The organism is Bacillus sp. FSL K6-3431, from assembly GCF_038002605.1.
In the GTDB taxonomy this organism is placed as follows: Bacteria; Bacillota; Bacilli; order Bacillales; family Bacillaceae_C; genus Lederbergia.
The window spans coordinates 3,528,824-3,550,058 of sequence record NZ_JBBOCT010000001.1 but is presented as its reverse complement, the minus strand read 5'-3'; the positions used below and the strand labels follow the sequence as shown (position 1 = coordinate 3,550,058).

The following is a 21,235-nucleotide window of genomic DNA, read 5'->3' as shown; positions in this document are numbered from 1 at the left end:
TTCTATCGATGGGAGCATTACACTATGAACAAACCAAATGGCAGTCTAAAGCCCTTTTTCTCTCTTATTTTATCAACGAAAATTCCCAAGGTCGCGTTATTTATTGGTTTAACAGCAAGTGTGCTTACAACTCTTGCAGGCCTAGTTGTACCGTTACTAACGAAAGAGTTGGTAAATGGTTTTTCAGTCGCATCATTAAGTGTACCGCTCATTATTAGTATTGGAGTTGCGTTTATCCTCCAGGCGGTGATTAGTGGAATATCTATTTATTTATTAAGTTCTGTTGGTCAAAAAATAGTCGCTAGGTTACGCGAAAACATGTGGATGAAGCTCATCCGTTTACCTGTCAGCTATTTTGATAAAACCTCAAGTGGTCAATCAGTGAGTCGGGTCGTTAATGATACAAGTGTGGTAAGAGAATTGATTTCTGATCATTTTCCACAATTCATTACTGGAATTATCTCGATTATCGGCTCGATTACTATTTTACTCATTATGGATTGGAAAATGACGCTACTTATGTTAATTTCCGTTCCAATTACGGTAGCAGTTATGATTCCACTCGGCAGTAAAATGCAAAAAATTTCTCGCGGTTTACAGGATGAAACAGCAGTATTTACAGGACATATTCAACAGACACTTGCCGAGATCCGTTTAATGAAAGCATCAAACGCGGAGGAAAATGAAGAAGCAAAAGGCTTATCTGGAATTGGAAAATTACTGGGATTCGGATTAAGAGAGGCTCGAATCTATGCGTTAATCGCCCCGATTATGTACCTCGTTATTATGGTTGTAATCGTGATGATTATTGGTTATGGTGGCATGCGAGTTGCAAATGGAACAATGTCAACGGGGTCACTCGTTGCCTTTTTACTCTATCTTTTCCAAATTATTATGCCGATCACGTCATTTGCAATGTTTTTTACACAATTACAAAAGGCAAAAGGAGCAACAGAACGGATTATTGATATTTTAGAATTACCGTTAGAATCAGGGCAAGCTGGTTTAGATTTAGATATTACTAATGAACCTATTCATGTCTTGAATGTGTCATTTGCTTATAGTGAGGATGAGCCCGTGCTTAAGGAGGTTTCATTTAATGCACAGCCAGGTGAAATGATAGCTTTTGCTGGACCAAGTGGCGGTGGTAAAACGACTATGTTCGGATTGCTTGAGCGATTTTACGAACCAACAGCTGGAGAAATACAAATCGGTCACACACCTATTAACGACTTATCCCTTGTCTCATGGCGCAGTCAAATTGGTTATGTATCACAGGAAAGCGCAATGATGGCCGGAACAATTCGCGAGAACTTATGTTATGGCTTAGATAATTTAGTAGGGGTATCTGATGAACGCCTTTGGGAAGTAGCCAAAATGGCATATGCCGATGAATTCATTCAATCATTTGCGAATGGTTTGGATACAGAAGTTGGTGAACGTGGTGTGAAACTATCAGGTGGTCAAAGACAGCGAATTGCGATCGCACGTGCTTTTCTACGTGATCCTAAAATTCTGATGATGGACGAAGCAACCGCAAGTTTAGACAGTCAATCAGAAAGTGTCGTCCAACAAGCATTAACACGGTTAATGGAAGGGCGCACAACATTCGTGATTGCCCATCGCTTATCAACGATCGTTGATGCCGACAAAATTGTTTTCATCGAAAAAGGACAAGTAACAGGTATTGGAACCCATCAAGAATTGACGGAGTCGCATTCGTTATATCGCGAATTTGCTGAACAACAATTGGCTTAAAAAAATGTCAGAGCCACATTAAGATTTCATGTAACAGGCTCTGACACCTTACAATTGAGATAATTTCTCCGTTTCAGAAACAAGTTCTCGAAGCATACCTATCCCCCCTCTTGTCCTCTCTTTATGTATCTAAATCGGTTCTGTGCTCGTCATCAAGTTCAGTAGCTATCTTTCCAATCTCCTATACATCAAAACCTGCTCCTTCATCATAGTAAATACCAATATCAACTTCAGATGTTGGTCTATGATTGCCCTTTGCTCTTGATCCACCTAAAACTACTCCGGTGACTCCATATATATCTTCAAATTTCCTCGTTATTTCTTCAATCGCTTTATCTACCGTCATAAAGTCTCCTCCGAAAAGATTGGGAAGCTCTTTGCGATAAAAGATTGATCTTCTGTAAGGCTAATGGCGCTGTCAAGCACATACAAGAAGCGTTTCTAGTCTTATCTATCGGAAAACGCCTCTAAAATGGTTCTTAATTAAAACCTTAAATACAGATTTAATGAATTTTCTACTTCCCTTGCAACCAACTGAATAAAGTGATCATAATCCTTTTGTGTATGAGCTTTTATCTAATGGTTCATAATAAGAATATTGGATTATTGACACTGCTAATCAGATTGTTGAAGTTTACATACTCGAAAGCCATTCATTAGAACTTCACGATGTATATAACAGGGAAGATTCTATTCCAGTTTATGTATTGGAAGATCTTACAATTGATTTAACCGCTATATTCCCACAAAGAGAAGGAGAATAGGTTATTTCCACTTTTCCCCTCTCTACCCATCCACTGAAAAACAACATTTGAAATAGGTGCCTGTCCTCACTACGTTGATACTATACTGAGACTGGGGGTCAGGCACTCACTTTAGGTATGTACAACTAGGTTGTTGATTTACGCTCCAGGCCTTCGCCTTCCGATCAACCCGTATTAAAAAATCACCAATGACCTTTAACACAGCCAACAAAAAGCTTATTTTTATATTATATTTCCATTCACACTGAGTTGATGGGACCAATAAAAGTGATAAGGGATTCTCAATTTGTCCTTAGGGGAGAAACCTAGAGAAAAGAACAAAGCGTGGGATATCCCCATGCTCGTTATGACTCTTCTTTCAAATAGAAAATAGCTTTAAATTATGATAGGTACCTTTTACATACTTGAATTCAAATTAACTTCATTTGTTCAAATCCAAATTTTATAATTGCATTGGCCGCTTCCGTACAGGGTTGCAATTTCTTACTGAAATAGTAGACCTTCATGTGAGATTCTTTCCTCTTTTTAAAAAATAGCACTTCACATTCTTCAAGAATACATCCGTTCATTTAACAAAACAATTTGTTAAGCATTAAAAATGGAATGATTATGTTCAATCCTTATTCTAAAATGGTTCATTATTCGTATTTGTTCTTCAGTTAAATTTTCTTTATTCCAGTACATATGCATTAAGCTGTATTCAAATATTTCCTTTAATTTAATAAATAAAGGGAGTTTATCTAACATATCCGGAGATATATCATTTTCCTCCTTATATCCATCGATTACTGCCTTTGTAATAGAACGTCCATAGTCAACTATGTTGCCATTCCCTACAAAAGAATATTCCACCGCACTATAGATGGGAACAGCTAAATCAAATATATAAAAATGTCTCTCACAATCTTGAAAGTCAACCATTGTTAATTTCGAATCGCTATCTACCAGTATATTTTCTAACCATAAATCACCGTGTAGCAAACCATAAGTTGTTTGACTTTTTGGCATGTTTTTTATTGTAGATAATACCTCATGTGCAATTTCTCTAATAGTGCTTTCTTCTTTGGGGATGTATTTAAGAAAATCATATTCTTCATTAACATGCCAATCGTTGATATATTTAATCGGCTCTATATTTTCAAATTTCTTTGATAAACGATGTAATCTACCAATTTGCCGACCCAATTCTTTTAATATACTGGCATTCCATTGACTTCTTGGTAAGTGCACACCGTAAGCTGCTTTATATAAAACAGTTAAAACTTCCCTATCAAGTGTTATCTTTTCCACTAATTTACCATTTAAAGAGGATATTGTTGGCGAGACACCAAATCCTTCATTATATAAAAAGTTTGTGTAATTAACTTCTTCTACCTGTTCATCATATGTTTTATAATTCGTTATCCTAGCGAAGAAGTTACCTTGTTCTGCGGTACACCGATACATTTCACTTGTTACTGATTCAACTTTACTAATGTCCACTGGATATATTTCGTTAAGTAATTCAAGTATCTTTTGTTCCATATAATTATTCTCCCGTCGATAAATAAATGCGTTATTTTTTTCCGCTTTATTCCTGTCAAATTAATCCCTTCTCTTTATGAACTTGGGATTTCAACCGATCGATATTAAGTACGACTTTTAACCTTTAATATAAATTGCTTTTATAGATGTGCCTTCTTTTATTTATAATAGTTGACTCAGAAATAGTATTTTTATTTTTGACCAATCGTCTTGCGTAATACTATACATAACAGTGTGACGAATGTCGCCATTTCGTTGGATCATATGATTTCGCAAAATACCTTCCTTTACGCCACCAATGCGTTCGATAGCTTTTTGAGAACGTATATTACGATGGCCTGTTTTAATTTGTACACGATTGTAATTAAGTTCTTCAAAGCAGTATTGTAACAGTAACCATTTAGAGTTTGTATTAACAGTTGTGCGCCAGAAATTTGGGTTAAGCCATGTTGAACCAATTTCTAATCGTTTATGGGCTGGGTGAATGTCTAAAAACCAAGTGCATCCAATAATTTGCTTTGTTTCATTATGAAAAATTACAAATGCGAAATCTGTACCATTCTCACGTTTCTTAACGGCATTCTCAACATAATTTATACATGCTTCTTTAGATCTTAAGTCAACGGACATATGATCCCAAATGCAAATGTTTTGCGCAGCAGCATGGATTCCATCAATATGCTCCAATTCCACCGGTATTAATGTAACCATTTCATTTTCTAATATTTTCATTGAAATCACCCCCTATAACCATTTAAAAGTATTTCCGACAGTATACAATAAAGTAAATAATTGTAATACTAGGAAATTGACTAAACTTCGCATTACTCATAAAGTGAAACTTCCATCAGTCGGGGTTTTGTTCATCCCCCACTGATGGTTAGTTGAACCAATCGGGGTTTTACTGCCCGTTAATCTGCGATAAACTCTGAGCAATATTGACAATTCTTCGAGTAACTGACGGAACTTCATATGTGTTTTTGATTACAAATACATGATCTGCCTCGTCCGCTGTTGGTGCTGTCAAGTCGCCTTTATGAGACTCAGCCTGTTGGCGAGTAAGCACTTCCTCAAAAGAAGAAGCACTCCTAAGTATAGTTTTACTACGCTGGCTATTACCAACTCGCTCTCGAAGAATATGATCTGAAATATCAAAATTAACAAGGATGGTGATAAATCCTTTATTATGAAAACTTTCAAGCAGGTCTAAACGACCCTTGCGAGAGCGATTTGAATTGCAAAGAATGAGATGATTATCAGTCTGGTTAACAGCATAATCAACAATGGTTTGAGTGATAGTGTACTTGAGCGTATTGGGTCCTTGATTTGGTAATAAGATTTTGTAGAAGGTATTGATGAATGCAGCATGGTTATCTTGGTCAATGACAATTGAGTTCGGTAACTGCTGTTCTAACGTTTTAGCAAATGTCGTTTTCCCGCTATGTGTTTTACCAACTGTGATAATCACTAATCTTTTCATAGACGCAACTCCATTCTAAAAAAATTAAAATTCAAACTTTTCTTTAGCAGCATAATTAAGTACATTTCCATTTTTAATTTCTGCTAAGCTTTCATCTAACTTCCTATTCTTTTGTCCTTTTTCACCTATCCTCCAGGGTATACCCAAGCTCCATCACACTTCCTTACTGAAAGGATATTTCCTTGTTCATCTTCTACGATTCTACCTACTGCTACTACATTTGTTGGCATTGTCATCCTTATAACCTCCGAACATAATGTTTATTAATCTCCATCCAAACTAGTGTGAGTGCGGAAGTTTTCCCTTATTAATATCTCTTCTCCCACTGTCTTTTCTTCATTTCATTATAGAATGAACAGCCCTAACATTTTCCTCAATACTATCCCAACGATTCATACAATGATTCAGAATCATGTCTAAATCATTTTCGTTCTGGGCTTCTTCAGTGTTTCGATAGAGAATATTCATTAACCAATTAGTTAGATTTCGAAGATGATGGCGATAGGAGTAAAACCTCAATAGATTTGCATTTAACGTTACAGTTTCGCCCATTTGTTTTTGGTAAGCAGCAAAGAAAATCTCGAAACTCTTCCCTATAAAGTTAAATAGATCATATTCGGGAGGTGCCATAATGGCTGATTCCCAATCAATAACATACAGTTCATTTTCATGACAAATCAGATTTCCTCCCCAAAGATCACCGTGACATAATACATTGTTTTTATTATCCTTTGCGACAACATTTTGAAGTTCACGAATGAGATTTAGTAAGGAATGTATTTGCTCTTTCTCTGCTAAAACTCGTTCTTGTAAAACTAACTTTATATGGTTTTCTGTTGTTACGGTATTTTCAAGCAGCGTAATGCACTTCTTAAGCTGAAATTGAAAGGAGATATCAAAGGTCTCTATTAAAGGATGGGCAGGATCTATGTAATCTATGATTTGATGAATGGCAGCCATTGATTTTACAACCTTTTTAACAATCTCTTTTGAAAAAGGGTATGCTTCTGCCAATGTCTCCCCTTCAATGAAGTTAAACAACACGATAGTGATATTATTGAAGGTTGTCTTATATTCACTATTCTGATTTTTTATTGGATAGGTAATATTTTTAAAAATTCCTTGATGATACATTTTCCAAGTTAATAGTAAGTAGTATTCAAGTCGTTCAATACTCTGCCTTTGTCTATCATGTAGATGATCAAATAACTTCAGAAAATATCGCTCACCATTATAATCATACACTTTATAGGAATAAGCTGAATCACCAACTGGCAAAAAAGTAATACTATCCACTTGCATCCCGTATTCATTATTAAGATTATTTATAATTACGTGATCATCAATAGGATATTTAACCTTCAAAATGTACACCCCTTTCACATTATTTTCAAGCAAAAAAATCAATCAGTAATTTACCATCCTTTTATACATTAACTCTATAATTTAATGTTAACTCATTGACTGGTATATCTCCTAAAAAGTTGGGACCATTGATTTCAGCGATAACAGCGCTCTTAACACTCAAAATGCACACTCTTTCAAATTATCTTTCAACTACTATTTCTTGAAACTCCATCCATTCTCCTTCTGGTTCTTTTAGCATATGAGTGATAATCTATTAACAGTGAATATTCAAGTTGACAAAAAGGAGTGCAACATGATGATTAGAAAGGCAGAAAAACAAGATTATAAACAGGCAGCAGTACTCATATATAATGCAATCCATGATATAGCAAATGCATTGACAGGGGAACACGATAAGGAAAAGGTACTTGAACAGTTGGAACGATATTTTTATCAAGAGGGGAATCGCCTAAGCTACCATAATTGCCTAGTCAAGACTGTTGATCATGGTCCAGTAGGCATTATTATTGCCTATCATGGAAGAGATGCACAGAATCTTGATGCGCCTATTCGTACACATGTAAGGAAGAGTACGGGTAAAGAACCATTTTTAAATCAGGAAGCGGATGTAACGGATTTCTATGTGGATACACTAAGTGTGAACCCAAAATTTGGTGGGCGAGGGTTTGGAACCGAGCTTTTACAATCAATGACCAATTATGCGAAAGTTCAGGGTTATCCTACTGTTTCATTAAATGTGGAAGAAACGAACGATAAGGCACGTAGACTGTATGAACGACTTGGTTTTTCCTATAAGGAAACAATCATGATTAATCATCATGTGTATCATTATCTAGTGAAAACGATAATAACCTAACCTTCATTAGCCAAATGGAATCCCCTCATATCACTAATGAACCTACCAACAGTTGACCGAGCGCAAGACCGATTAAACAAGCAGTTAAGCTTAATTGTGCAACTGATGTATTTGTTTGTAATTTGTTTGTAATTCATTTGTTAAGTCCGGTAATCCTGGCAAATACATATCTATAGATAGTGGACCAAGAGCTGCAAGAGAGCCGAGGATTAAAACAACCGAAATTTTCGTAGTTTGGCTGGTGACTCACTTTCTTCTATCTTTCCTCCTAAAAATTAGGTGTCTGCCCCCCCAGTACGGTGATGCTTTATTACACTGGGGGACAGGCCCTTTCTTTCCTTTCTTTCATAGCAGCTACAGAAAGTTTATTCTTACATATTCACGTCACCCAATTTCAAACTCTGCCTATATTGTCCCGGTGTTAAACCTTCCTCCTTTCTGAATTTCCTTGTGAAATTTGCAACATCCACATATCCAATGTCTTGCACAATTTCTCGAATCGGAAGGTCTGTTACTATTAATAATCGCTTAAATTCTTTCAACCGTAGTTCCCAAACATATTGTGTAAAAGTGAAACCCACCTGTTCTTTGAAAAACCTACTCATATATGAAGTCGATAAATTAAAAGAGGTAGCTAATAAATCTAGAGTTAAATGATTTGATTTATATTCAGATTGAATATAGTCCAGAATTTCATCTCTCAATTGAATATTATTGCTTTCTTTCCTACTATCAACCTCTTCACATGCCATTTGAATCAATATTATAAGGCTTGTTTTTAACTGTTCCAAACTATGGAAATTAACGATGTCATTAATATTTTGAGCCTTATGAATCATTTCCAATTCAGCCAAATACTTTAACACTGTATTACTAATGTCGAAACACATGCACTTTACAATTGATATCGATACTTTCTCATTTTGGAAATATTGGAAAATGGCATCTAAATTTTCTTTTGCTAATTGAAAATCGCCTTGTTTTAAACTCTGAGTGAATTTAACTTGATATTCCGTCGGATACCAAATTTGTCTTTCCATTTTTATTGTAATATCATCAAAAAACACGATACTACTACTATTATTAACCAAATTATATTCAATAGAAGCAAGTGCTTCTATATATGAGCGCTTGACATGCTTAACACCATGATGGACATTTCCTACACCAATTTTTGATATGTTATCACCAATATGACTGATCAAATCCTCCACATGATAAATAAAGTGTTCTCGCTCATAATTAGGTGAATACCTTTCTTCATCTATACTTACTATTAATGCGATCACATTTTCACGGAAAAGTTCAAATCCATAACCAACACATCCGCTGTATGCGACATGTGATAAGGACCCTATCAATCCTTCTCTTTCATAAAAAGAAAGACCTTTACTACTTTCATTATAGGAAATCAGCATGACAAAAAAGTGGGTACCATTAAACAAAAGATATCCTTCTTTGGAGATACCGTTTATACCATCTTTCGTATTACCTTTCAGCATTTCTAATAAAATTTGAGCTCTTACAAATGGCTTTTGTTCAATCACACGCCTCTCTAATTTCTGACTATTGTAAACCATTAAATCAATTGAATCTCTAATTATCTCTAATTCATCTTTATGCTGCCCCTTAACAAACCCAGCTTCATCGTTAGATTTCATATGTCGTGCTAGATTTTTAATTGGTCGATATTGTTTTAATGATAATAAATAGGCTAAGCAAAAACCTAGTATTGCGATGATTAAAAATAGTGTAATAATCAACTTTTTTAATGAAGATAATTTACTATAAAATTGCACTGTTGGCATAGCTGTCATAAATGTCCAGCCACTAAGATCTGAATGAACCTTTACCAGAGAATATTTTTCATTATTAATTTTTTTATTTACGACGTTAAATTCTTGGTTAGAAAGATCATACACAATCTCTGATTTAAGTTCTTTTCCTTCGTGAATGGACGAAAGTATTTCCTTATCCCTATTAATAACAAATATATTCCCTTCAAAATCGGAAAGTATATGATGAATCATGTTTGTTAGCGTTTCCTCCCTCACGAAAAAAAGCACTTTTCCATACGGTTTTGAACTATTAATAGGAAGGGGATAAAAAAACGCAATTACTTTTCTTTCCTCATTTTCATTATTAGATATAAGATTTAAAGGATGAACGATAGGTAGGGAAGAGGTGTACAGGAGTTCTTCAAATTTTTCCCTTTCCTTTTCTATTATTTTATAGTCGTATGTAGTGACTGTATCGATACTGCTCGACCCTTTTGAAGAGTATATAAAATCAGCATTATTATAAAATAAATATAAACCATCAATTATAGCACTATTTACATGATATTTACCCAGCTCTTGTATGGCTTCTATATTTGAATATGACTGTCTTACTTTAAATGATGTTAAACGGTGGTCGCTTGATATTCTAGTAGCTATATTTTTCAGTTCTTCCATGCGAGAATCAGTTAAATCTTTAATTTGCTCCAATTTAGACAAATTCGATTGTGTAATTTCTTTCTGCAAACTACTTACTGACATTTGATAGAAGATAATGCTAATTGTTAAGTAGGGGATTAGGAAAATAATAAAATATGATAATAAGTACTTGTAAAATAAATTCTGTTTTCCAAACATTACCATTACCGATCACCCAATCCTATTTTCTAAAACTCATCCTTTATACAATAGTTTGTTTATACATAATTATTGCCATCATACAAATAGTTCATCGCCAAATGAATTCGGAATTATAAAAAAATTAAATATGTCAGTATAGCGCGGCTCCTTAATCATAAATATCGCATGTCGCTGTATGTACATTAATTCTGTTTGTTTGCATATACAAATTCATCAAAGCCACAAACGTATTATGATCTATATTACACGTTTGTGACTACCTGCAACTCATCATATATTGTTGTGAAATTACCCGTTTATATCATGTTCCTATACTCTCATGCTACAACACTTCCACTAACCAGAATCCCAAAGTTGACAGTAATATTGATGCAGTAACCCGATAAAGTCCAATATTAAAAAGCGCTAGAAAAGGATCCATTCCCATTTTGATTGACTGTACGATGCCAGCAATTGCACCTTTTTCCATTATCCTAACGTATAGTCCACTGTAGCTCTCCGGTTTTGACAAATTATTTTTATGAATAAATGATTCAAAATTTATATGTGTGAAAGAAAGACCTCCATCCTACTATAAGGATCATTGAGGCGATCACTCACTCAACATCTTCGATTAGGAAGTGTGCGTGCAATGAACACAATCTATTACTTCAGTTTCACCTCAAAGGTTTGATTAATCCATCTCTGTTTAGCAATATCCCTCGGTTTGATTATTACCTTTTCATGATAAACTTGGACTAATAACCCCTGACTTCCCTCTGGATCAATCACAATTTCATGCCCCTTACCATCCGTACCATACGTATCATAGATAGCCCCTGAGTTTACCATGCCAAAAGGCTTTTGAACAAACTGGCCAGGTAAATGTAAATCCCAGTGACTATGTCCAGAAAATAATATTACATTAGGGTATTCAATCAGCAGTTTATTTATTTCTCTATCTTGAACAACACCATTTCGATAATATGGCAAATCGGTTCCAGCAACAGAATTAGGAAGTGGTTGATGCAAAAACACAAATATGGGTTTATTCTCACTTTTATATTTTTGTATCGTTTCCTCTAGCCAAATTAATTGAGAGTCACTTAAAACAGCCGAATCTTTAATTGGAGAATCAATCGGCCCCCAGCTTTCACTTCCCAATAAGATGAATGGATAGCCGCCTACCACTCTTTCCCCATATACAAAATCTCGTTGCGCAAAATTCAAAAACCTTTCAATCGATGGACCATTTCCATCACTATTAAAAAACTCATGATTTCCGATTGTGAACATTGTATTCTCAGGATAAAAATATTCTTGCATAATTTCTTTTGCTAATTTATAACTTTCATTCTTCCCATCAACAGTGATATCCCCATTTACAACAAGGGCATCTGGTTGTGGATTTATTTTCTTTAAATCTTTCAATGCTAATTTCAACTTTCTAAGTGCTTTTTCATTGTTAACACTTAATTGATAATCACTAATAACAAAAAACTCCAACAAAGGACTTTCACTACAGCTAGTCTGACCTTTATTGACCATCACTATAACACCTCCGGGCATGAATATACATTGATTTAATAGATTCTCAAATGAATAAATTATAATTATCCAAAAAGGGCTCATATCTAGTCTACAAACAAAGGGCATTCCAAAAGAAAAATGAAGTGGATTTTTAGTGGTCGGAATGCCCTGTGTTTTCTATTCAATTGATTTAACCCTTTTATTTATATTTCTTAAAATGGTTATTTACTGGAATATCTTTCATAAGCATCATTATATATTTTCATATATTTATCTAGACCCATCTTATCAAAAGTCTTTACATAATTATCCCAATCTTCAAATGGTGTTCTTCCTGTAATAAACTTGGCCTGCATCTCACCAATATACGTTTCTATATCATTTCTTAATACATTCATTTCATCAATTTCTTCCACAGTGTAATTAAATGGCGGCCAAATTTCCTTAACAATATAAGGCGATAATTTTTCTGCCGTTTCAAGAGTACTAGGCATACCTTCAGCCCCTTTAAAATATTCTTGTTTTCTTAAGCCCAAATAACCTGTACCCGGCCATATCAGATACTCACCTACCGCTTGGTCTTGAGTCAAACCGTCAGGATGGTTTCTTATTTCATCCGTATATTCTATAGAGCCATCCGCTGTTTCAATATATGTTTTATCCTTAAAGCCCATAAAGAACATTTTACTACCTTCATCACTGAAGAAATAATCGGCCCAGCGTACTGTTGCTTCTGGATGTGGGTTGTTTTTTGTAATGACGAATTGTCCAACTCCACCTATCGGGGATCCTATATGTGAGTAAAGTCGATCTCCATTAGGACCTTCTAGCGCTTCCCCACCCACATATCCTTTTAAATTACTATATACAGCTTCTGGATTATAGTCTGGCAGAACACCATAAAGCCCTTGGGAACCTTTTGCAATGACCTGATCAGCACTACCAGTGAAAAATTCTTCATCAATTAATCCTTCACTATAAACTTTATTTAAGTATTGCAACATCTCCTTAAAGTTTGAATCCGTTGGAATAAATCTTAGCTCATAAGTTTTAGGATCCACATCTACATATTGATGCGAACTTCCTCTATTCCCAAGGCCCCAAGCACCTTTAAAGAAAGGAATGAGATATGCTTCAATTCCTGGTCCACCCCCCAGAGGATATGCATCAGGATAATTCTCTTTTATTGCTATAAGTAATTGATAGAGTTCATCTGTCGTTTCAGGAATATCAAAGCCTAGTTCATCAAGCCAGTCTTGCTTGTACCATAGCATTGGACCCATCGTCATAGATAAAAATTCAGGATCTGTAACTATAGGAAATGAATAAATATTACCATCAGGCATGGTAACTGCTTTTCCAATCTCTGGATACTCGTCCATCAACTTTCTGAAATTTGGTGCATACTTATCTATCAAATCATTCAGCGCTAAAAAGTCACCTTGTCCTCCATGATTAATTAATTCGACCTCTGATAATGAACTACCAAAGAATGCATCCGGATAATCACCACCGGCTAGAATAATATTACGCTTTTCTGCTAAATTATCTCGGTCAACCGTTTCCCATTTCACCTTCACATTTGTCATTTTTTCATATTCATTCCAAAGCAGTATATCGTTAAAATCTTGTGCGGAAAATCGCTTAGGAGCGAACATTTTAATTTCAATTGGTTCCTTTACAATGGGCATAGCTTCTTTATTAAAATTATTCTCTAAATTACCTTTTTCGGCTCCCTCATCCCCTTTAACCTCTTTGTTGTTACAAGCGATTAAGATACTACTTAAAACAATTAGCAAAGCAAACAACCAATATTTCCTCAATTTCCATACCCCCAATATTTGAAGTACTTAACCTTTAACGGCTCCAATCATAATTCCTTGAACAAAATACTTTTGTAAGAACGGGTAAAGCAATAATACAGGCAAGTTTGCCACGATAACTACTGCATATTTTATGGACTGAGCATACATCATTTGATCGGCCATCGATTCGGCACTTCCGGCCATATCATCCATAGAATTCTGAATAAGAATTTCCCTTAAGATTAATTGAAGAGGAAACTTCTCTCGATCGGTTAAATAAATAAGTGCATCAAAATATGCATTCCAGTGCCCAACACTATAGAAAAGTACCATCACAGCTATTATTGGTGTCGATAATGGCAAAACAATGCGGAACAATATTTGAAAGTCTGTACAACCATCTATTTTAGCTGCCTCTTCTACTTCTAGCGGTATACTTTGCTGAAAAAATGTACGCATAATAATTAAATTAAATACTGCCACCGCATTGGGAATAACAAGGGCCCAAAATGTATTGAGCATATCTAAGTTTTTAATCACTAGATACGTAGGAATTAATCCACCGCTAAAGAACATAGTGAAAACAAAAAAGAACATAATGGTATTTCTACCGAAGAAATCTCTTCTTGAAAGTGGGTAAGCTCCTAACGTTGTTAGAGATAAGTTAATTAAAGTACCTAAACTTGTATAAAACAATGTATTTAAATAACCTTGTATTATATCTTTGTTTTGGAAAACCTTTTCATAAGCGATTAACGTAAATTCTTTAGGGAATAACCATAATTCTCCCCTTGCAACAATAAATGGATTACTCACTGATGCACTTATTATAAAAATCAGGGGATATAAAATAATTACTAGTAATAAAAATAAAATTAAACCGTTAATAATGCCAAACATTTTATCTCCGAATGTTTGATTTTCCATAAAGTTCACCTCCGCTCATTACCATAGGCTACTATCACCTACTCTGCGAGCTATATAATTTACTGTCACAAGTAAAATAAAGTTAATAATATTGCTAAATAGGCCAATAGCCGAAGCAAAACTAAATTGGGCATCTAAAATACCACTTCGATAAACATAAGTCGCAAACACATCAGAACTCTCTAAATTGAGTTCATTTTGCATTAAGAAAACCTTTTCAAAACCAACACTAACGATAGACCCCGTAGTTAATATAAGTAGAATTACAATAGTAGGCATAATTCCCGGGATATTAATATGCCATATACGCTGTAATCTAGTAGCACCATCCACACGTGCTGATTCATGCAATTGCGGGTCAACTCCTGCTAGAGCGGCCAAGTAAATAATAGAACTCCATCCCATTTGTTGCCAAATACCTGAAAATACATAAATACTCTTAAACCATTGAGGTTCAGTCATAAATGATATTTCTTTGCCGCCGAATAGCCGAATAAACTGATTAATCATTCCGTTTTCTGGCGACAAAAATATAATAATAATTCCTACTAAAACAACAGTGGATAAAAAGTGTGGTGCATATGTGACGGTCTGAACCGTCCTTTTAAAGAATTTCATTCTTACTTCATTGATCATCAATGCAAGAATAATTGGAATAGGAAATCCAATTAATAATTCATATACGCCAATTCCTAACGTATTCTTAATTAATCGCCAAAAATAATAGCTATCGAAAAATCTTATAAAATGTTTAAAACCAACCCAAGGGCTATCTGTTATTCCTTTAGAAGCAATAAAGTCTTTAAATGCTATCTGTATCCCGTACATTGGTATATAGTGGAAAACAATAAAATAAATAATAACCGGAAGAACCATAACATAAAGTCTCCAGTTATTTGTAAATACTTTTTTTAAAGAATTTCTACGTGATTTTAATGGATTCAATTTCTTCTCGGTAATTACTGTTGGCAACTCTTCTGACACTAATTTATCCTCCTTTCTTACCTGATATGTTCTTCATATAGCAACAAATCAAGCCATTGATTAACGTCAGCACATCATTTTAAAAATAAATGAATGCACTTACATTATAAAACACTCAAACTTCTATCAGCCCATCCCCCCTTGTAATACATACATCACATGTATAAATGTAGCCGGCATATCATTTTTTGTATATATGTCGTTAATGTTATCTATATGTGAAAACTTACAATATAGCCATATAGCTATTTTTTAGACTTCTTTCACGTACAATATAACAATAAAAATAAACAGCTTGGACATCAGGGTCGACTCAATGTCATCAAAATCTAATATAACAAGATAAAAAACCGAGGTGGATTTATGGGTCATAAACTTTTCCGATATCCATAAAATCCCCTCAGTCATTGGTAATACGAGAAACCTTCTCAATTTATAATGATAGAAAAAAGAATTATAATCCCTTATACATCAAATCCTAATCTGGAGGATTCATCTTTTTGCCATTCCCGTGAACGAGCTTTTTCATTCGCTGTTTTGAGATTTTGAATGAGGCTATCTATATCAGTCTCACGGTCGTAATGCCATTGAAGGGCTGCAGAGGTGTATAGCTCATTTAATTGCGCAATGGAAAACTTCTCTGTCTGTTTTGCAACATAAGTTACTCGCGCTTGATCCATGAATTGATCCATTTTTTTATTGAGCAGGTATTGTAGCCTCAATTCAAAATTCGGACTCTTTATCTCATAGGCTCGATCAAACCGACCTGCAAGATTGATCAAAGCTGGATCGATTCTTTCAGGATAATTCGTCGTTCCTATTAGAAATATCCCTTCTTTTGATGTTGCACCATCTAAGGCATTTAAGAAGACGGAACGAGAGGATTCAGGCATGGAGTCAATATCTTCAATCACCAAAACCATTGGTGCCATTTTCGCTACAATGGAAAATACCTCTTTAATGGAGTAACTTGTTGTGTATTCCGTAATTTGCCAATAGGCACCAGGAGCAGAAATACTCCCAGCAATTGACTTAACTAAAGTGGTTTTCCCATTTCCCGGTGGTCCATACAGCAGGACCCCGCGCTTATAGGGAATATTATACGTCTTGAAGAAACCCCGGCTTTCATTGAAAAATTCATCGATGGATCGATAAATCTCACGCTTCAATCCATCCTCCAATAATACATCATCCCTGCTTACTTGCTGTGTAATCCGCTCTTTTGTCCTTTCCACTCCATCCTCTGTATCCGTAAATACACTAACGCAATTTTTCATAATCTCCTTTTGCCGTTCATACACATACGCCAAAAACGCTAAGAGACTCTGATCATTTTCGGCAAAAATAAAATCACGCTCATAATCTGAATGAATTTGAAAGAGCGGCAATTTTACAAGTGCGACGTGAAAATCAGTATAATAATAGATTGAGTTATTAAGAGATGGCCTAATGGCAAAACCTTGCTGATCGCAATTTTGTTCAAAGAAAATATTACCTGTTTCAACATAATCAAATATATTTGAAATGAGGTTTGCCCTTTTATCACCCTCATAGTAGGACCCTCCTCATATTGGGATAGACTCTCGGCATTCACCGAGTCAGATGGTACAAGGTTTTCGGGCTCAAGTCAGAGTAATAATGGGAAGTATTTCAGATTGGGAGACACTGCAGCATACGTGTAACGTACTTGATGAACTCAAAATTCCGTACGAAAAGGATGTAATTTCAGTACATCGTACGCCGGATGATATCTTTACCTATGCAAAATCAGCACGAGAGAGATTCGAGGAGGCAAAACAATGATCGAACGTTATACGAGAGAAGAAATGGGAAGCATCTGGACGGAGGAAAATAAATTTAAGGCATGGCTTGAGATTGAAATCCTTGCATGTGATGCATGGAGTGAGCTAGGAGTTATACCTGCCGAAGATGTGAAAATGCTTCGGGGAAATGCATCCTTTGATATCAATCGAATTTATGAAATTGAGCAGGAAACACGCCATGATGTTGTAGCCTTTACTCGTGCTGTATCTGAAACGCTCGGCGAGGAACGAAAATGGGTTCATTATGGATTAACCTCCACGGATGTTGTGGATACAGCACTTTCCTACCAGATTAAACAAGCAAATGAAATTATTCGTCGTGACATGCACAACTTCATTGAAATTTTGAAAAATAAAGCAATTGAACATAAACATACTGTTCAAATGGGACGTACACATGGTGTTCATGCTGAGCCAACTACTTTCGGGTTGAAGCTTGCATTATGGTATGAAGAAATGAAACGTAATTTGGAGCGTTTCGAGCTAGCTGCTGAAAATGTCGAATTTGGAAAGCTCTCTGGTGCGGTTGGAACCTATGCAAATATTGACCCATTCGTGGAAAACTATGTATGTGAGAAGCTTGGCCTCACGCCTGCTCCAGTGTCAACACAAACATTGCAGCGTGATCGCCATGCAGCATATGTTTCAACATTAGCGCTAATTGCTACATCGATTGAAAAATTCGCTACCGAAACTCGTGAAGTGGAAGAACGTTTTGCAAAAGGGCAAAAAGGGTCATCTGCCATGCCACATAAACGAAATCCAATTGGCTCTGAGAACATGACAGGTATGGCACGTGTTATCCGTGGCTATATGATGACAGCCTATGAAAATGTATCCTTATTGCATGAAAGAGATATCTCTCATTCATCCGCAGAGCGTATTATTTTACCAGATGCAACGATCGCATTGAACTATATGCTTAATCGATTTGGAAACATTGTTAAAAATTTAACGGTATTCCCTAAAACATGAAACGTAATATTGATAAAAACCATGGCGTTATACTCTCGCAACGTGTTTTACTAAAATTAATTGAAAGAGGTATGGCTCGTGAAGTTGCCTATGACATTGTACAGTCAAAAGCAATGCATGCGTGGGAAACAGAAACACATTTTAAACAGCTTGTGGAGGCAGATGAGGAAATCAGGACAAAGTTAACCCAAGAAGAAATAAATGATTGCTTCGATTACACCTCATCATCAAATTTAATCGTATGACCCGCATTGTTACCACCTTGATAACGAGCAACAACTTCTCCATTCTGCGATAGAAAGTCAGTAATTTTCCCTTTCCCTTCATCGCCCCATTGTGTTCCAACTACTACTACTGAGGACATCGTACACCTCCACTGATATTTGATAGATTGTATGGTTTTTAATTGATAATTATAATTTTATCAATTAAAAATAATGTCGTCAACCAGAAACACGTACATTTATAATATAATATACATTATTGTTCGGTTTACACTAACTCAAGTCTTAGATGTTGGGATAGACGTCATAAATAAAGTATATGGAAAAGTAGAAAATGGGACGAAACGAGATGTTTGGAATTATATATGGTATCACAGATTACGAAAGATCACTTTTTGGTGATCCACTGATGGACTTTGTCTTTGGCTTTGCTGAGGATAATATTGGATTTAAAAACGGATATGGAAGAAGTCACTCATTTTCATCTAATGAGCAATGTTTGTTACACCTTTATAACATATACAATGTATTACTAATCATTATTGAAGGTCATTATAGGGAATTAAATGAAAACGACCAAAATGAGCAGCATGCAAGAAGAGAACTAATGAAAGCAATAAATAAAGTGAAGGCATATTGATGATGCTTTCATTCCACTAGAAACTCCTTTCTATTTTGTTTTCTAAAAAGAAATTGCACTAGATACATATTTTAAACAACAAAAAACACAAGTAAATGCAGATATTTGATCCTACATTTATCTGTGTTTAGATAATGATTACTCATTACTTCGTTACAGTAATACTACCATTATTTGTTTTTAATTTAATCGTATGTTCACCGTTACCAAATATAGCACTTTTATCAGAATTGCCAAAGATATTTACTTTTCCATTATCCACTTTTGCATCAATAGTAGCATTTTCCGGCTCTTTATCCGTTTCAATTTTAATAGATCCATTATCTGTCGCAAAATCAATTTGGCGCTTTAAATTATTGGTAACTAATGAGATACTTCCATTGTTTGTTCTACCAGAAAGCTTACCATCTACATCTTCTAGAATGATTTTTCCATTATCAGCTTTAACTGCAACAGATAAAGCCTTTATACTTTTTAATTCTATACGCCCATTATTTGCTTCCGCTTTAACTGTAGAACTTTCAATATTTTTTAGCTCAATTCGTCCATTATCCGTCTCTACGTCCATTTCTTTTGCTTCTAAATTTTCCGCCTGAACACGACCATTATTATTTTCTATTTGGATCGCGTCATACTGTTTTTCAGGGACAAATACTTTTAAAGATAATGAGGTTGAAAAAAAGTCAAAGTGAACAAGTTTCCATTGTTTTTCCTTTAAAATAATATCAAGTGTATTTCCTTCTACATTCGCTTCAAATGTATACTTTTTGGCCTTCCCTGAAAGTTCTACTGTCGTTGTCGAATCTTTTGTAGGCACAATCTCTACCTTAGCGTTACCCGTAATAATATTGATATTCGTAAACCGGTCATCATCGATTACTTTTTCTTCCGAAATTTGTTCTGCTTTACTCATAAACTTAAATGTAAAGATTGATCCTACAATGCCAATAAGCAAAATAATCAAAGCAATAATAGATATATTTTTAATATTAATCATGTTTCAAACCACCTTTTATGAGTTTCACATTGAATTGTAAATAACGTACAAATCCTTGGGTTAGGACACGAGTTGCAAAGAACATTCCAATGGCAATAAATAATCCTAATCCAGCAAATGCAAGGGAAGCAAATAAATCAAAAAACTCAAATGCCCCTTGGAAGATGACTGCACTTATTAGTACTAGCAGCGGAGATACAATAAATCCAGCTGCCGCTGTCCAGCCAGCAATAACTACTGCTATCAGTGCGAGAAATGGAGCGAGCACAATCACTAAGTTAAAGAATCCTAATCCAATAACAGCCCACACGGCACGCAAGATATTCCCTGCTGTAGCAATTGCTTCTACTTTTTCAAGATGATGTGAGGCCACCAATTCTTTTGCAATGTGCTGCGGTGATCCAAGCGAATCCGCAATTTCTTCTTCGCTTTTTCCCTCTTCCATCCCCATCGCGAAATGCTCCTCAAAGTCTTGCAAAATATCTAAACGGTCAGCAGCAGAGAGTTTATTTAAAGATGAATCCAATATTTTTAAAAATTGATATTTATTCATTATTCACACCTTCTTTGATTAATTGGTCTACTCCTTTTGAAAAATCTTTCCACTCTTCGACTAGTTTGTATAAATACTCTCTTCCAGTTTCCGTTAACTTGTAATATTTACGCGAAGGACCCTCTGAAGATTCTTGTAAATAAGTTGTAAAATACCCTTCTTTCGTTAAACGTCTTAATAATGGATAAACGGAGCCTTCTGAAATGGCAATCTGGTTAGAGATCTTCTGGACAAGTTCATATCCGTAGCGATCTTGATTATCTAACAATGCCAAAACACATAGTTCTAACACACCTTTTTTAAATTGTACATTCACTTTTAAATCACACCTCATTCTTTCGAAGTTTGCTCGCTACTATTCATTGAACACTACCTAATAGAAATATAATATATCATATAGTACCGTTCA

General features: G+C 35.2%; 17 protein-coding genes and 4 pseudogenes. 5 read left to right on the top strand and 16 right to left on the bottom strand.

Going from position 1 to position 21,235, the window contains the following annotated elements; all coding sequences use genetic code 11:
* Nucleotides 1-24 precede the first annotated feature (24 nt).
* Entirely contained in the window at nucleotides 25-1,758 is a 1,734-nt protein-coding gene (locus MHB53_RS17285; protein ID WP_340920655.1) for an ABC transporter ATP-binding protein, read from the top strand.
* Nucleotides 1,759-1,939: 181 nt separating this feature from the next.
* On the opposite strand, the gene MHB53_RS17280 is transcribed toward MHB53_RS17285, so the two are convergent.
* The 5 genes from MHB53_RS17280 to MHB53_RS17260 all read right to left on the bottom strand — a co-directional run bounded on the left by MHB53_RS17280 (nucleotide 1,940) and on the right by MHB53_RS17260 (nucleotide 6,891).
* Nucleotides 1,940-2,104 carry a nucleotidyltransferase domain-containing protein gene (locus MHB53_RS17280; RefSeq protein ID WP_340920652.1) on the bottom strand — a complete coding sequence of 55 codons (165 nt, stop codon included), beginning with the start codon at nucleotides 2,102-2,104 and terminating at the stop codon, nucleotides 1,940-1,942.
* Nucleotides 2,105-3,107: 1,003 nt separating this feature from the next.
* The gene (locus MHB53_RS17275; RefSeq protein ID WP_340920650.1) at nucleotides 3,108-4,046 is read right to left on the bottom strand and encodes a phosphotransferase enzyme family protein; all 939 of its coding nucleotides are present in this window, start codon (nucleotides 4,044-4,046) and stop codon (nucleotides 3,108-3,110) included.
* A 162-nt stretch (nucleotides 4,047-4,208) separates the two neighbouring features.
* A complete protein-coding gene (locus MHB53_RS17270) occupies nucleotides 4,209-4,778 on the bottom strand; it encodes a GNAT family N-acetyltransferase (protein ID WP_340920648.1) in 570 nt (189 codons plus the stop codon).
* Between the two features lie 169 nt (nucleotides 4,779-4,947).
* A complete protein-coding gene (locus MHB53_RS17265) occupies nucleotides 4,948-5,526 on the bottom strand; it encodes an ATP-binding protein (protein ID WP_340920646.1) in 579 nt (192 codons plus the stop codon).
* A gap of 336 nt (nucleotides 5,527-5,862) precedes the next feature.
* Nucleotides 5,863-6,891, bottom strand: a complete 1,029-nt coding sequence (locus tag MHB53_RS17260; protein ID WP_340920643.1) for a phosphotransferase — start codon at nucleotides 6,889-6,891, stop codon at nucleotides 5,863-5,865.
* 295 nt (nucleotides 6,892-7,186) lie between these two features.
* Between MHB53_RS17260 and MHB53_RS17255 the strand changes: the two genes are divergently transcribed.
* Complete coding sequence (locus tag MHB53_RS17255) at nucleotides 7,187-7,750, top strand: GNAT family N-acetyltransferase (RefSeq protein ID WP_340920640.1); 564 nt, start codon at nucleotides 7,187-7,189, stop codon at nucleotides 7,748-7,750.
* 34 nt (nucleotides 7,751-7,784) lie between these two features.
* Here the strand turns inward: MHB53_RS17255 and MHB53_RS17250 are convergent.
* From MHB53_RS17250 to MHB53_RS17220, 7 genes and pseudogenes are all read right to left on the bottom strand, one after another.
* Nucleotides 7,785-7,918, bottom strand: a pseudogene (locus MHB53_RS17250) (MFS transporter); the annotation flags it as partial.
* 203 nt (nucleotides 7,919-8,121) lie between these two features.
* On the bottom strand, nucleotides 8,122-10,392 hold the full coding sequence (locus MHB53_RS17245) for a helix-turn-helix domain-containing protein (RefSeq protein WP_340920637.1): 2,271 nt from the start codon (nucleotides 10,390-10,392) through the stop codon (nucleotides 8,122-8,124).
* 642 nt (nucleotides 10,393-11,034) lie between these two features.
* Entirely contained in the window at nucleotides 11,035-11,916 is an 882-nt protein-coding gene (locus MHB53_RS17240) for a metallophosphoesterase family protein (RefSeq protein WP_340924793.1), read from the bottom strand.
* 203 nt (nucleotides 11,917-12,119) lie between these two features.
* Nucleotides 12,120-13,721, bottom strand: a complete 1,602-nt coding sequence (locus tag MHB53_RS17235) for an extracellular solute-binding protein (protein WP_340920635.1) — start codon at nucleotides 13,719-13,721, stop codon at nucleotides 12,120-12,122.
* A 27-nt stretch (nucleotides 13,722-13,748) separates the two neighbouring features.
* The gene (locus MHB53_RS17230; RefSeq protein ID WP_340920633.1) at nucleotides 13,749-14,630 is read right to left on the bottom strand and encodes a carbohydrate ABC transporter permease; all 882 of its coding nucleotides are present in this window, start codon (nucleotides 14,628-14,630) and stop codon (nucleotides 13,749-13,751) included.
* An 18-nt stretch (nucleotides 14,631-14,648) separates the two neighbouring features.
* The gene (locus MHB53_RS17225; RefSeq protein WP_340924791.1) at nucleotides 14,649-15,506 is read right to left on the bottom strand and encodes an ABC transporter permease; all 858 of its coding nucleotides are present in this window, start codon (nucleotides 15,504-15,506) and stop codon (nucleotides 14,649-14,651) included.
* Between the two features lie 572 nt (nucleotides 15,507-16,078).
* Complete coding sequence (locus tag MHB53_RS17220) at nucleotides 16,079-16,891, bottom strand: ATP-binding protein (RefSeq protein ID WP_340920631.1); 813 nt, start codon at nucleotides 16,889-16,891, stop codon at nucleotides 16,079-16,081.
* Nucleotides 16,892-17,216: 325 nt separating this feature from the next.
* Between MHB53_RS17220 and MHB53_RS17215 the strand changes: the two are divergent.
* Together MHB53_RS17215 and purB are read left to right on the top strand one after the other, a co-directional pair.
* Nucleotides 17,217-17,396: pseudogene (locus tag MHB53_RS17215) on the top strand (AIR carboxylase family protein); the annotation flags it as partial.
* A gap of 17 nt (nucleotides 17,397-17,413) precedes the next feature.
* Nucleotides 17,414-18,657, top strand: a pseudogene (gene purB, locus MHB53_RS17210) (adenylosuccinate lyase).
* On the opposite strand, the pseudogene MHB53_RS17205 reads toward purB, so the two are convergent.
* Nucleotides 18,639-18,776: pseudogene (locus MHB53_RS17205) on the bottom strand (adenylosuccinate synthetase); the annotation flags it as partial. The pseudogenes purB and MHB53_RS17205 overlap by 19 nt on opposite strands.
* A 209-nt stretch (nucleotides 18,777-18,985) precedes the next feature.
* On the opposite strand from MHB53_RS17205, the gene MHB53_RS17200 reads away from it, so the two are divergent.
* Nucleotides 18,986-19,276 (top strand): hypothetical protein, encoded by a 291-nt coding sequence (locus tag MHB53_RS17200; RefSeq protein WP_340920629.1) that lies wholly within the window; start codon nucleotides 18,986-18,988, stop codon nucleotides 19,274-19,276.
* A 145-nt stretch (nucleotides 19,277-19,421) separates the two neighbouring features.
* Here the strand turns inward: MHB53_RS17200 and MHB53_RS17195 are convergent, their stop codons facing one another.
* From MHB53_RS17195 to MHB53_RS17185, 3 genes are read right to left on the bottom strand one after another with little or no spacing between them, the layout of a single operon-like run.
* Nucleotides 19,422-20,273, bottom strand: coding sequence for a DUF4097 family beta strand repeat-containing protein (locus MHB53_RS17195; protein ID WP_340920627.1), 852 nt, complete (start codon nucleotides 20,271-20,273; stop codon nucleotides 19,422-19,424).
* Nucleotides 20,266-20,826, bottom strand: a complete 561-nt coding sequence (locus tag MHB53_RS17190; RefSeq protein ID WP_340920623.1) for an HAAS signaling domain-containing protein — start codon at nucleotides 20,824-20,826, stop codon at nucleotides 20,266-20,268. Before MHB53_RS17190 ends, MHB53_RS17195 begins: the two co-directional genes overlap by 8 nt.
* Nucleotides 20,819-21,142: a PadR family transcriptional regulator gene (locus MHB53_RS17185; RefSeq protein ID WP_340920620.1), complete on the bottom strand. Its 324-nt coding sequence runs from the start codon at nucleotides 21,140-21,142 to the stop codon at nucleotides 20,819-20,821. Before MHB53_RS17185 ends, MHB53_RS17190 begins: the two co-directional genes overlap by 8 nt.
* Nucleotides 21,143-21,235: the final 93 nt, after the last annotated feature.

Excerpts from the sequence above, each read along its gene's own strand:
- MHB53_RS17285 (WP_340920655.1), top strand. The coding sequence starts at position 25 with ATGAACAAACCAAATGGCAGTCTAAAGCCCTTTTTCTCTCTTATTTTA.
- MHB53_RS17280 (WP_340920652.1), bottom strand. The coding sequence starts at position 2,104 with ATGACGGTAGATAAAGCGATTGAAGAAATAACGAGGAAATTTGAAGAT.
- MHB53_RS17275 (WP_340920650.1), bottom strand. The coding sequence starts at position 4,046 with ATGGAACAAAAGATACTTGAATTACTTAACGAAATATATCCAGTGGAC.
- MHB53_RS17270 (WP_340920648.1), bottom strand. The coding sequence starts at position 4,778 with ATGAAAATATTAGAAAATGAAATGGTTACATTAATACCGGTGGAATTG.
- MHB53_RS17265 (WP_340920646.1), bottom strand. The coding sequence starts at position 5,526 with ATGAAAAGATTAGTGATTATCACAGTTGGTAAAACACATAGCGGGAAA.
- MHB53_RS17255 (WP_340920640.1), top strand. The coding sequence starts at position 7,187 with ATGATGATTAGAAAGGCAGAAAAACAAGATTATAAACAGGCAGCAGTA.
- MHB53_RS17245 (WP_340920637.1), bottom strand. The coding sequence starts at position 10,392 with ATGGTAATGTTTGGAAAACAGAATTTATTTTACAAGTACTTATTATCA.
- MHB53_RS17240 (WP_340924793.1), bottom strand. The coding sequence starts at position 11,916 with ATGGTCAATAAAGGTCAGACTAGCTGTAGTGAAAGTCCTTTGTTGGAG.
- MHB53_RS17230 (WP_340920633.1), bottom strand. The coding sequence starts at position 14,630 with ATGGAAAATCAAACATTCGGAGATAAAATGTTTGGCATTATTAACGGT.
- MHB53_RS17225 (WP_340924791.1), bottom strand. The coding sequence starts at position 15,506 with ATGGTTCTTCCGGTTATTATTTATTTTATTGTTTTCCACTATATACCA.
- MHB53_RS17220 (WP_340920631.1), bottom strand. The coding sequence starts at position 16,891 with ATGAAAAATTGCGTTAGTGTATTTACGGATACAGAGGATGGAGTGGAA.
- MHB53_RS17200 (WP_340920629.1), top strand. The coding sequence starts at position 18,986 with ATGTTTGGAATTATATATGGTATCACAGATTACGAAAGATCACTTTTT.
- MHB53_RS17195 (WP_340920627.1), bottom strand. The coding sequence starts at position 20,273 with ATGATTAATATTAAAAATATATCTATTATTGCTTTGATTATTTTGCTT.
- MHB53_RS17190 (WP_340920623.1), bottom strand. The coding sequence starts at position 20,826 with ATGAATAAATATCAATTTTTAAAAATATTGGATTCATCTTTAAATAAA.